Origin of the sequence: Pseudomonas endophytica, assembly GCF_001411475.1 — a bacterium.
GTDB lineage: Bacteria > Pseudomonadota > Gammaproteobacteria > Pseudomonadales > Pseudomonadaceae > Aquipseudomonas > Aquipseudomonas endophytica.
Window position 1 is genome coordinate 1 of record NZ_LLWH01000026.1, and the last position, 11,668, is coordinate 11,668.

Annotated in this window: 13 protein-coding genes; 5 read left to right on the top strand and 8 right to left on the bottom strand. The window is 57.0% G+C overall.

Features of this window, described 5'->3' with window-relative positions; translation table 11 throughout:
* Positions 1-147: 147 nt before the first annotated feature.
* Positions 148-783, bottom strand: coding sequence for an SCO family protein (locus AQS70_RS03425; RefSeq protein ID WP_055101524.1), 636 nt, complete (start codon positions 781-783; stop codon positions 148-150).
* Positions 784-1,041: 258 nt separating this feature from the next.
* On the opposite strand from AQS70_RS03425, the gene AQS70_RS03430 reads away from it, so the two are divergent.
* On the top strand, positions 1,042-1,677 hold the full coding sequence (locus AQS70_RS03430; RefSeq protein WP_055101525.1) for a hypothetical protein: 636 nt from the start codon (positions 1,042-1,044) through the stop codon (positions 1,675-1,677).
* Positions 1,678-1,764: 87 nt separating this feature from the next.
* Here the strand turns inward: AQS70_RS03430 and AQS70_RS03435 are convergent, their stop codons facing one another.
* The 3 genes from AQS70_RS03435 to AQS70_RS03445 form a co-directional block, all read right to left on the bottom strand.
* Positions 1,765-2,496, bottom strand: a complete 732-nt coding sequence (locus AQS70_RS03435) for a carbonic anhydrase (RefSeq protein WP_055101526.1) — start codon at positions 2,494-2,496, stop codon at positions 1,765-1,767.
* Positions 2,497-2,587: 91 nt separating this feature from the next.
* The gene (locus AQS70_RS03440; RefSeq protein WP_055101527.1) at positions 2,588-3,088 is read right to left on the bottom strand and encodes a 2-thiouracil desulfurase family protein; all 501 of its coding nucleotides are present in this window, start codon (positions 3,086-3,088) and stop codon (positions 2,588-2,590) included.
* Entirely contained in the window at positions 3,085-3,720 is a 636-nt protein-coding gene (locus AQS70_RS03445) for a 2OG-Fe(II) oxygenase (RefSeq protein ID WP_055101528.1), read from the bottom strand. Before AQS70_RS03445 ends, AQS70_RS03440 begins: the two co-directional genes overlap by 4 nt.
* Positions 3,721-3,871: 151 nt before the next feature.
* On the opposite strand from AQS70_RS03445, the gene AQS70_RS03450 reads away from it, so the two are divergent.
* On the top strand, positions 3,872-4,624 hold the full coding sequence (locus AQS70_RS03450) for a hypothetical protein (RefSeq protein WP_055101529.1): 753 nt from the start codon (positions 3,872-3,874) through the stop codon (positions 4,622-4,624).
* A gap of 7 nt (positions 4,625-4,631) precedes the next feature.
* On the opposite strand, the gene AQS70_RS03455 is transcribed toward AQS70_RS03450, so the two are convergent.
* Positions 4,632-4,985 (bottom strand): YkgJ family cysteine cluster protein, encoded by a 354-nt coding sequence (locus AQS70_RS03455; RefSeq protein WP_055101530.1) that lies wholly within the window; start codon positions 4,983-4,985, stop codon positions 4,632-4,634.
* A 147-nt stretch (positions 4,986-5,132) separates the two neighbouring features.
* Between AQS70_RS03455 and AQS70_RS03460 the strand changes: the two genes are divergently transcribed.
* Positions 5,133-6,434 (top strand): NAD(P)/FAD-dependent oxidoreductase, encoded by a 1,302-nt coding sequence (locus AQS70_RS03460; protein WP_055101531.1) that lies wholly within the window; start codon positions 5,133-5,135, stop codon positions 6,432-6,434.
* Positions 6,435-6,526: 92 nt separating this feature from the next.
* Here the strand turns inward: AQS70_RS03460 and AQS70_RS03465 are convergent, their stop codons facing one another.
* A complete protein-coding gene (locus AQS70_RS03465) occupies positions 6,527-6,718 on the bottom strand; it encodes a DUF1127 domain-containing protein (protein WP_055101532.1) in 192 nt (63 codons plus the stop codon).
* A gap of 169 nt (positions 6,719-6,887) precedes the next feature.
* On the opposite strand from AQS70_RS03465, the gene AQS70_RS03470 reads away from it, so the two are divergent.
* Both AQS70_RS03470 and AQS70_RS03475 read left to right on the top strand, forming a co-directional pair.
* Positions 6,888-8,324, top strand: coding sequence for an aminotransferase-like domain-containing protein (locus tag AQS70_RS03470; RefSeq protein WP_055101533.1), 1,437 nt, complete (start codon positions 6,888-6,890; stop codon positions 8,322-8,324).
* Positions 8,324-9,889: a phospholipase D family protein gene (locus AQS70_RS03475; protein WP_055101534.1), complete on the top strand. Its 1,566-nt coding sequence runs from the start codon at positions 8,324-8,326 to the stop codon at positions 9,887-9,889. The genes AQS70_RS03470 and AQS70_RS03475 overlap by 1 nt, the downstream gene beginning before the upstream one ends.
* A gap of 62 nt (positions 9,890-9,951) precedes the next feature.
* On the opposite strand, the gene AQS70_RS03480 is transcribed toward AQS70_RS03475, so the two are convergent.
* Positions 9,952-11,100, bottom strand: a complete 1,149-nt coding sequence (locus AQS70_RS03480; protein ID WP_055101535.1) for an MFS transporter — start codon at positions 11,098-11,100, stop codon at positions 9,952-9,954.
* A gap of 149 nt (positions 11,101-11,249) precedes the next feature.
* A partial coding sequence (locus AQS70_RS03485; protein ID WP_156354984.1) for an aldehyde dehydrogenase family protein occupies positions 11,250-11,668 on the bottom strand: 419 nt, incomplete at its 5' end.

Here is an 11,668-nt window from a genome sequence, read left to right on the forward strand (position 1 = left end):
ACAGAGATGCATCCAAACACCGTGCGCGATGGTGTTTCGGCAACTACAGACTTAGCACGTTTGCTGCGCGACAGCGCGGCGTCTGGACGACAGGGAATCTCCTACGCAAAGCAGAAGCAGCGCCTACGTTTGATTTCAGCCCCAGCGTTACTTGCCTTCTACCAGCCCTGGTAATTGGGCAACCATCTTTTGCGTGTTGAACGGTGCGCGGATAAAACCACGCTGAGTGCCGTCCGGCCCGATCAAGGCCAGATTACCGCTGTGATCAACGGTGTAATTCGGCTTGCGGGTATCGGCTGGGATAAACGGAATGCTCACGGCGTTCGACAGAGTTTGCAGTTCCTCGATTGATCTCGGTGTCAGCCCAACAAATTGCGGGTCGAAGTAGCTCAGGTATTTTTTAAGCTGCTTAGGGGTATCCCGGTTTGGGTCGACGCTGACCAGCACCACTTGCAGGTTGTCTTGAGCTTCTTTAGGCAGTTCACTTTTGATCTGACGCAGCTGAGAGAGGGTCGTAGGGCAAATGTCCGGGCAGTAGGTGTAACCGAAAAACAGCAGGCTCCACTGACCTTTCAACTCGTTGATAAGCACCGGTTCAGCGTTTTGGTTGGTCAAGGTAATGGCGGGAAGCTGGCGACTTTGCGGCAGTAAAATAATCCCGGCCTCTGACCTTGCAGCACTGTTGCCCTGATTGGGTTTCGTCATCAGGTTGTTAAACGCCAAGCCCATGGCCAGTGCAATCAGCGCGACCAGAATAAAGACGTTTCTTTGGGATTTAGTCATAGGTTCATCACTAGGTGGTGGATAAGCAACGCTAATGAGGCAGCGTACGTGAAGCGCTAGAGCGCGGCGTGCGGCACAGTGCCACGGTCCAATACTGATCGGTTACTATGCGCGCACATCAGAACCTGCCCCCGCGACAAATGGCACTCACTCCCTAAATACAAAATGATCGACAATACGCCCCTGAAAAAAGGCTCATCTTTGCACCGAGTTCTTTTTAAAGCTCTTCCTTGATTCAGCGCCACCCCTGGAATTCCGATGAACACCGCCAACATTCGCGCGCAGATCTCGCGTGCCCAAGCACTTGATGCCAATAGTGGCCTGCTCGCCAAGCACTTGGCTACCCAGCTTCCTCACCTTCATACCGCGATTCAATTGCCTGAGCTCGACTCAACCGCAGTGATGACCCGTTTTGTCTGCGCCTACATCGACCAAGTACCGGATTTGCTCGATGCCGCCCATGCGGTGGCACGTGAAGCCGGTATCGAATCACAAATTGACCCCGTGTTGAAAATTGCCGAGCAGTTTTTTACTCAGCCGCTTTCATTGCTCCAAGGTCACGAAGGGCTTGAGGGGTTGCTGGATGAGGCTTATCTAGCGCATCGCTTGGTCGAAGAGATCAATGACCTTTACATCAACCTTTTTTATCAGCCGCTGATTCCGTTGGACATGACCGTCGCCAATCTGATTGCCCACCAACTGATAGGCGAAGACTTTGCCAACCAGCTCGACGAGGCCGTGCATCACGCCGTCGACAATCTGCTCAATGAAGATAGTTTTGCGCTGGAGTCCGTTGAAGCCTACCGCGAAAAACTGACCAGCCCGCAGACGGGAGCCGCGTGGAAACGCGGGCCGTGCCTGTCCAAGCAATTGGGTGTCGAGCTGTCGTTGTAACAGACGTCACTCTGTAGGCGCTGGCTGCGATCTTTTGTGTGTAACGATCAAAAGATCGCGAGCAAGCTCGTTCCTACAGCCGCCGCGTTAAAACCGTGCTTTGGGTGTCGCACTTGGTATGGGGTTGGTCCCGTCCAGTGGTCGGAAGAGGCCGGTGTCTGCGTCGTACGCTTTGATCGCGCTGGTTTCGATGTCGTAGACCCAGCCATGAATGAACAAATGGCCGCTGGCCATGCGTGACGCCACTGACGGGTGAGTACGTAAATGTTGCAACTGAGCGATCACGTTCTCTTCTGTCAGCACGTGCATGCTTTCGGCTTCAGTGGCGCAGTTACAGTTGTCATGCACCATGGTTTTGGCCACTTCAACGTGCTGTAGCCAAGCCTTTACCGTGGGCATCTTTTTTAGGGTGCCGGGGTTGAGGACGGCGCGCATCGCTCCACAATCCGAATGCCCACAAATAATGATGTGCTGCACACCCAGCGCCAGCACTGCGTACTCAATGGCGGTTGAAACGCCGCCGTTCATCTGGCCGTAAGGCGGGACGACGTTGCCGACGTTACGTGTCACAAACAGATCGCCCGGCGCGCTTTGGGTAATCAGCTCTGGGACAATGCGCGAGTCGGCGCACGCAATAAACATCGCCCGTGGGCTTTGCGCCGTCGCGAGTTTTTTGAAGAAAGCTTCTTGTTCAGGAAAGATTTCGTTATGGAAGTGTAAAAACCCATCAACGATATGATGCAACGCCGCATCGGCGCTTTCGGCGGGCGAAGGGTTGGCGGGAGAGGCAGTAGGTTGTGGTTTCTGCTTGTCGCTCATATAAATCCCCTAGGCAAAGTGGCACCGGATATTACCTGAACAATAAACGCTGTAGGAGTGAGCTTGGTCGCGATCTTCTAAGCGTTCACACCTATAAAGCGTGTTTCTCCAACAATGCCAGCGCCTCGGCGGCCTCGGCCAGCTCAAGCTCGCTGAACACTTGAACCCCGGCTGCACTGAGCAAGGCGGCGGTTACGCCTTGGCCTGCAACCTTGGTCCCGCTGAAACGGCCATCGTAGGTCAGGCGATTACCGCACGAAGGGCTATTGGCTTTAAGGATCGCTAGGCCAATGCCATGCTGCCTCACCAGCGCCAGCGCCTGATGGGCGCCGCTTATAAAGGCTTCGGTGACATCTTCACCGCCGGTGGTCATGACGGCGGCGCGGCCATTGAGCACCTCCGTGCCTTGCCCGCCAGGGATTTCAGCCGCCGCACGCGGCGTGGGCAAGCCGCCAGCCACTTCTGGGCACAGTGCAATGACTCGGCCTTCGCTTAGCCATTGGGTCAATAGGTCATACGGGCCGCTGGCGCCGCCGTCATAGCGCACGCGATGGCCCAATAGACAACGACTGACCAGCACTTTGCTGCTCATAACACCACCTCAGTGGCACGGCGCCGAAACCAGCCGGTCAGCGACAGGCGGTTGCGTGTGGCGGGCTTCACTTCATGGGGGATTTCGCCCGAGAGAAAGACCACTAAGCAGCCGCCCGTTGGCAGCACGTCATAGTCGACATTGCCGTCAAGGTACATGCGTAAGTGCCCGCCATGTTCAGGCAGCCACGCCTGATTGAGGTAGAGCACAGCTGACACCATACGGCGATCGTCATCACGAAAGCGGTCTAGGTGCCGTAGGTAAAACGCACCGGGCGGATAGAGCGCGAAGTGACTTTCAAAGTCTTCCAGACCCAAAAAAAGCCTGCGATTCATGGCGATTCGCAGGCTTTCCATTAACCCTAAATAGCTGTCGCAGGCTGGAGTCTCTCCCGGCTCCAGCCATTGAATATGATCGCCGCGAATACCCTCGCGAATCTCATGCGTGGGACCACGGCCTACGGCCGCCGGGGTCAATTCGCCCTCAAGCGATCGTTTATGGCACTCAGCCGCCAGTTCGAGGGTCAAAGCCTCGGGCAGGAAAATATTTTGCTGTGACCATCCCTGCGCGTACAGGTCGTCAACGATGCGTAGCAACAGCGGGTGATCAGAGGGTATTTGCATGGCGCGCATAATATCGACACGCCCGAAAATCTGACAGCTCCGTCTAGCTGACCAAGCAGAAATATTTCATCAGGTCATTTAAAGCCTTTGGGACGAGACGACTTCTCGACAAGTCCTAGGCTGGCCCCGGACAATAGCGCCTAGCTGACAGGAGTCCTTCATGCGCCGCTTGTTTTTACTGTTAATGATGTTTAGTTCGTTACCCGCATGGGCAGACCACCTCGATGATCTATTCACCGTTGCGGGCTGGCCCGAGCAACGTGCGCACTTCACTGATGCACTCACGGCTGCCCAAGAACGTTATCGCAACAATCTACCGCCTGCGGTGTATCAGGCGTTGGTCAACAACAGCAGCCAGCGCTTTGCCGCGCAGGCAATGGACCAGCGGGCCAAGGGGCAAATGCGTCAGCAATTACCGAACCCTGATCCGGCCCTGATATTTTTCCAGTCCGAGCTGGGGCGTAAAATCGTGGCCGCCGAACTGCTGGCCACTCGCCGTGATCAACTGGCCCAGCATGCCCAAGGTTTGCCGCGTATTGAGGCGAGTGCCACGCGTCAGTTGCTGATCAATCATTTATCCAACGCCTTGCCTGCGAGTGAAGCCGGGGCTGAGGTGACGCTGGCGATTGCCGGGGTAGCGGCTGACAGTTTGAGCGCCATGATCCCGGGGCTGCTGGGCGGCGCGCAGGTACAAAGCACGTTAAATGGTCAGCGCCAGCGGCTAGTTGAGCAAATCGCCGGTGAGCTGGATAACACGCTGCTGTATGTGTACCGCGACCTGTCGGACCCAGAGCTGGAAGAGTTTGTTACCTTCGCGGAATCGTCTGACGGTAAAACCTACTATGTGGCAGCGTTGGCTGCGATTCGGGCCGGGCTTGCTGTAGGGCAAAGCACCTCAAGCCTGGCCCAATAAAGGCGCTTTACACCAATACTTGCCGGGTGCTGGCAATGTACTCATGCACCAACTTCTCTGCACTTGGGTGAATCAGCTCTGCCGGGCGTCGGCCATTGGGGCAGGGTAGCGTCGGGGTGGTACCGAACAGGCGGCAAATCAACGGACGTTCGTCATACACAGTGCAGCCGTTAGGCCCAAGGTGCACACAGTTCAATTCGTTTAGAGCAGCCTCTTGCTCGGCTGGCGTCTTACGTGGCAAACGAGCCATTTCCTCAGATGACGTGGTCACCGGCCCACAGCAGTCATGGCAACCCGGCACGCATTCAAACGAAGGGATTTGCTGCCGGAGAAAGCGGATTTTATGACTGTTGCAACTCATCTAAAGCTTCCCGGGCGTTAAAAGGTCGCAGAGTCTGCCTGAAAAGCACTGGCCTAGACAGCACCGTACGGCTGGTCTTGCCCCCTCGGATTGGCACGGCTTATGCTCTGTAAAATTTTCCAAACATAAACAATCAGGATTACGCACATGAGCGCCCCCGTTCAGCGCAGCCAACATACCGCCTCCTATTACGCCGCCAGCAGCTTGCCGCAGCCTGACCATCCGGTGTTGCAAGGTGAGTTGGTGGCCGACGTGTGTGTGGTGGGTGGTGGCTTTTCGGGGCTGAACACCGCGCTGGAGTTGGCCGAGCGCGGTATGAGTGTTGTCTTGCTCGAAGCTCACAAGATCGGTTGGGGCGCCAGTGGGCGTAACGGTGGACAACTTATTCGCGGTGTTGGCCATGGGCTAGAGCAGTTCGAAGGCGTTGTCGGTAAAGACGGCGTGCGGCACATGAAGTTGATGGGGCTGGAAGCTGTGGAGATCGTTCGCCAGCGCGTCGAGCGTTTCAACATCGCTTGCGACCTGACCTGGGGTTACTGCGACCTAGCCAACAAACCCCGCGACCTTGAAGGGTTTGCCGAGGAGGCGCAAGAACTGCGTGATTTGGGTTACCGCCATGAAACCCGCCTGCTGCAAGCCAGCGAAGTGCGCACGGTGGTGGGCGCGGATCGTTATGTGGGCGGGCTTATCGACATGGGATCTGGGCATCTGCACCCGCTCAATCTTGCATTGGGCGAAGCAGCCGCTGCGGCTCAACTGGGCGTCAAGTTGTTTGAACATTCAGCGGTCACGCGCATTGATTACGGCCCCGAAGTGCGTGTGCACACAGCCCTTGGCACCGTTCGAGCCAAAACGTTGGTTCTGGGTTGCAACGCCTACCTTAAGGACTTGAACCCGCAGCTGAGTGGCAAAGTGCTGCCTGCGGGCAGCTACATCATCGCCACCGAGCCGTTGACCGAAGCTCAGGCCCACGCCTTGCTCCCACAAAACATGGCCGTGTGTGATCAGCGTGTGGCGCTGGATTACTACCGGCTTTCGGCGGATCGTCGTTTATTGTTTGGCGGCGCTTGCCACTACTCGGGCCGCGACCCGCAGGATATTGGCGCCTACATGCGGCCCAAGATGCTGGACGTTTTCCCGCATCTTAAAGAGGTGAAGATTGATTACCAGTGGGGCGGCATGATCGGTATTGGTGCCAACCGTTTGCCGCAGATTGGCCGTCTGCCAGACCAACCCAATGTGTATTACGCACAGGCTTATTCGGGGCATGGAGTGAATGCCACGCACTTGGCGGGTAAGTTGCTGGCAGAGGCCATCAGCGGCCAACAAAGTACGGGCTTTGATCTGTTCAACAACGTCCCACACATCACCTTCCCCGGCGGCAAATACTTGCGCTCGCCCTTATTGGCGCTGGGTATGTTGTGGCACCGCTTGAAAGAACTCACCTAATTTCTTGTAGGAGCTGGCGCAGCCTGCGATCTTTTGATCTTCTACCGCAACATCAAAAGATCGCGAGCAATTTGTGGGCGCTAACATCTGTATCAAGAGCGCCAAAACGGTTTGCGGGCTTCGTGTGTGGCCATCTCAGGATTCAAACCCACGTCTTTGAGCTGCTGTGCGTCTAGGTTTAGCAAGGCGCGGCGAGTACGTGAGCGATGCCAGAACAGACCCCAGCGCCCCAAGTGGGTAGGCTGGCGATTGGGTGACGGGTGTACATCGCTTAATGCGTTCATTTGGCAGCTCCTTTTGACTCTGTTATCTAGAGCCAGCATGATGGCTTTACGCCTAAAACCATGACAGATTCAAACGCTAGGTTTTAATTGCATACAGAGGGTGGGGTTTGAGCGCTGAATCCTCGGTTTTTGTCCTATCTGTACTGGTCGCCTTTTCTCGAGTCCCGCCATGACCCTTTACATCAATCTTGCCGAGCTGCTGGGTACACGTATCAAACAGGGCTTTTACAGGCCCGGAGATCGCTTGCCTTCAGTGCGGGCATTGAGCGTCGAGCATGGTGTGAGTCTGAGTACGGTGCAGCAGGCGTATCGGTTTTTGGAGGACCACGGGCTGGCGTCTCCGCGTCCAAAATCGGGTTATTTCGTGCCGATGGAACGTGAGTTACCGGCTTTACCCGGTATGGGCAAACCAGCGCAGCGCCCGGTAGAAATTTCGCAGTGGGAGCAGGTACTGGAACTGGTGCGTTCGGTGCCGCAAAAAGACGTGATTCAGTTGGGGCGCGGCATGCCGGACATCACCACGCCTACTATCAAGCCGCTGTTGCGCAGCTTGGCGCAAATCAGCCGTCGTCTGGATTTACCTGGTTTGTACTACGACAACGTCTATGGTGTGCTGGCTTTGCGTGAGCAAATCGCACGCTTGTTGCTCGACTCGGGCTGTCAATTGAGCGCCGAGGATTTGGTGATCACCACCGGTTGCCATGAAGCGCTGTCGTGCAGTATTCGGGCAGTGTGTGAACCGGGCGACATTGTGGCGGTTGACTCGCCGAGCTTTCATGGCGCCATGCAAACCCTGAAAGGGCTGGGCATGAAGGCGCTGGAGATCCCCACCGATCCTCTGACCGGTATCAGCCTTGAAGCCTTGGAGTTGGCGCTGGAGCAATGGCCGATCAAGGCGATTCAAATTACCCCCAGTTGCAACAACCCGCTGGGTTACATCATGCCCGAGTCCCGAAAACGCGCGTTAATGACGTTGGCCCAGCGTTTTGACGTGGCGATTATTGAGGACGATGTATATGGCGAACTCGCTTATACCTACCCCCGTCCGCGCACCGTTAAGTCGTTCGATGATGAGGGCCGCGTGTTGCTGTGCAGTTCATTTTCCAAAACCCTAGCGCCTGGGTTGCGTGTCGGCTGGGTCGCGCCGGGGCGTTATTTGGAGCGGGTGCTGCACATGAAGTACATCAGCACTGGGTCGACTGCGCCACAACCGCAACTGGCCGTGGCTGACTTCTTGGAGAACGGTCACTTCGAACCACATTTGCGCAAAATGCGGATGCAATACCAGCGTAATCGCGACTTGATGCTAGGTTGGGTCAGCCGCTACTTTCCCGAAGGCACGCGCGCAAGCAGACCCCAGGGTAGCTTCTTGCTGTGGCTGGAGCTGCCAGAAGGTTTTGACAGCTTGCGCCTCAACCGCGTACTGCTTGAGCAAGGTGTGCAGATTGCGGTGGGCAGTATTTTTTCTGCCTCGGGCAAATACCGTCATTGCTTAAGAATGAACTACGCAGCCAAACCAACGCTCCAGATTGAAGAGGCCGTGCGTAAAGTCGGCGTCACGGCCAGCAAACTGTTGGCTGAAACCGTTGAACACGGCGCGCATTGATGGGGCACCACACGTTGAAATTACTGGGTACCTTGCTGTTCGCGCTGTGGTTGGGAGGGTGTAGCACTGTGCAAGTAAACCGTGAGCCGAGCCAGTCTTTACCCGCCTCTGACTCAGCGTTTGGCCGTTCAATTCAGGCGCAGGCGGCTGCCTATCAAGGCCGCTCGGGGTTTCGTTTGTTGCCCAACAGCAGCGAGGCGTTTTGGGCGCGTGCCGAATTGATCCGCAACGCGCAAACCAGCCTCGACTTGCAGTACTACATCGTCAGTGACGGGCTAAGTACTCGCATGTTAATCGATGAGCTGCTTAAAGCTGCCGACCGCGGGGTGCGGGTGCGTATCTTGCTCGATGACACCACCAGCGACGGCCACGACAATCTCTTGGCGACGCTAGCGGCCCATCCCAATGTTCAACTCAGGCTGTTCAACCCGCTACAACTGGGCCGCAGCACCGGCGTGACGCGCGCCATGGGGCGGCTATTTAATCTCTCGCGTCAGCACCGGCGTATGCACAACAAGTTGTGGCTAGCGGACAACAGCGTGGCGATTGTCGGCGGCCGCAATCTGGGCGATGAGTACTTCGATGCTCTGCCGGATTTGAACTTCACTGACATCGACTTGCTCAGCGTTGGCCCAGTGGCCGAGCAGTTGGGCCATAGCTTCGATCAGTACTGGAACAGCGCGCTGAGCCAGCCCATTGGCGACTTTGTATCATCGCGCTTGTCGCATCGTGAACTCTCTGAAGCGCGAAGTGTGCTGGAGGCGTCACTCCAAACGTCCAAACGGGCTCACCAAGCGTTGTATCAGCAACTCGCTGCCTACGAGACCAGCCCGCAATTGGACGTGTGGCGCAAAGAGTTGATCTGGGCCTGGAACCAAGCGTTATGGGATGCGCCGAGCAAGGTGCTGGCCGAAGGCGAGCCGGATCCGCATTTGTTGCTGACCACACAGTTGGCTCCTGATCTTGCTGGCGTTAACAAAGAGCTGATCTTGGTTTCGGCTTACTTTGTGCCCGGCGAAACGGGGTTGGTGTACCTGACAGGCCACGCAGATGCAGGGGTGGATGTGCGCTTACTGACCAATTCGCTGGAAGCCACAGACGTGCCGATTGTGCATGGTGGCTACGCGCCTTACCGTAAAGCGTTATTGGAGCACGGGGTCAAGCTGTATGAGTTGCGTCGTCAGCCTGGCAGTACGGGTGGGAGCGGGTTGCACCTGTTTAAGCCGGGCTTGAGCTCTGATTCGAGCTTGCACAGCAAGGCGATGATCTTCGACCAGCAAAAATCATTTATCGGCTCGTTCAATTTTGATCCGCGCTCGGGTTTGTGGAATACCGAAGTGGGGGTATTGGTGGACAGCCCGCAGCTGGCTGCGCAGGCGCGGGATCTGGCCTTGCAGGGTATGGCGCCAGCGTTGAGTTATGAGCCACAGCTTGAGAAAGGAGAGGTTGTCTGGGTGACCGAAGATGACGGGCACCTGCATACCCTTGATCGCGAGCCGGGCAGTTGGTGGCGCCGGTTGAATGCGTGGTTTAGCACGCGTGTAGGGCTGGAGAAAATGTTGTAGCGAGCGTGCTTGGTGATCTTTTGACCTTTAAAAGATCGCAAGCAAGCTCGCTCTAGCGGTGGTCATGGCGCGGCGGTTTGCTCCGCTCCGAACGCGCCTTGGCGCATCAGCAGGATCACTAAGCCAAACGCCCCGGCTGCCATCAACAGAGGTAAAGCGTGGCCGCTGATCCATTGGCTGCCAGCGCCTGCGACCAAAGGCCCGATGAGGCAGCCAATGCCCCACAATTGCGCCACGTGTGCGTTGGCCCGCACCAGCGCGTCATCGCGATAGCGTTCGCCGATCAAAATCAGCGACAAGGTGAACAACCCCCCCGCGCTGGCGCCGAAAATCACCCACAGCGGCCAGATCAGTAATGTATTGAGCAAGAGCGGCACGGCTAGGCTCGACAGCATCAGCAGCACCGCGCAACCGGTGAACAGAGCGCGCCGCGATACGCGGTCGGCCAGGGCGCCAATGGGCAGTTGCAGCAAGGCATCGCCTACCACTACGGTGCTGACCATCGCCAATGCGATGTCGGCAGTAAACCCTTGGCGTAGGCAATAGATCGGCAGCAGGGTCAGAATCATCGCCTCAAAGGCTGCAAACAGCGCCACGGCCCACGCAATCGCCGGCAGCCCGCGACAGAACTCACGCAGATCCTTGAAGGTCACCCGGTACGCTTCGGTGACAGGTGCGCCGTCGCGACCCAGCAGCAGTAAAGGCGCGAGTGTCAGCAGCGCCACGCCGATCCAGAACCCGTAATCGTCTTCTGAACCCACCACGCCCAACAGCAGCGGCCCCGACAGTTGGCTTAGGGCGTACGCGCAGCCATACAGGGCGACTAATCGGCCGCGCCATTGCTCGACCACTAATTGGTTGATCCAACTTTCGCCCAGAATAAAAATCACCGTGAGTACAACGCCGATCAGCAGCCGTAGCACCAGCCATATCGGGTAACTGGGTAGCAACGCCAATAACCCGATGGACAGCGCGCCGGCCCACAGGCATAAGCGCATCAGGGCTGGCGTGCCAAAGCGCGCCGCGAGCTTGCTGGCCACGCTGGCTCCGACCAACACGCCAATGGCGGGCATGGCTGCCATCACGCCGATTGCAAACCCGCCATAGCCCCAGCTTTCGAGCCGAAATGACACCAATGGCATGCTCACGCCCAGCGCTAAACCGACGCTGAGTACCGAGGCCAGTACGGCGAAATAAGTCGCCCAACGCATGACTGCGCTCCTGTGGATAACTGTTTTTGTGGTGGTGAAAACCACTGCGGGAGCGGGCTCGTCCACGATGCAACGCCGTCGTCTGTGTGCAGACTGAGACGCCTCCATCGCGGGCAAGCCCGCTCCCGCAGGGTGTTGCGTTTAGCGTGTTACAACTTGATCCAAGTGGCTTTCAGTTCGGTGTACTTGTCGAAGGCGTGCAGCGACTTGTCACGACCATTACCCGACTGTTTAAAGCCGCCAAACGGAGCGGTCATATCGCCGCCATCGTATTGGTTGACCCAAACGCTACCCGCGCGCAGAGCTTTGGCAGTCTTGTGAGCTTTAGAAATATCTGCAGTCCATACCGCAGCCGCCAAGCCATACGGCGTGTCGTTGGCAATCTGGATGGCTTCTTCGGCGGTGTCGAAAGGGATGACTGACAGCACTGGGCCGAATATTTCTTCTTGAGCGATTTTCATGGCGTTGCTGACGCCATCAAAAATGGTCGGTTCAACGTAGGTGCCACCGGTTTCTTGGAGGATTTGCTTGCCGCCCGTGACCAGTTTTGCGCCTTCACTGTGGCCAG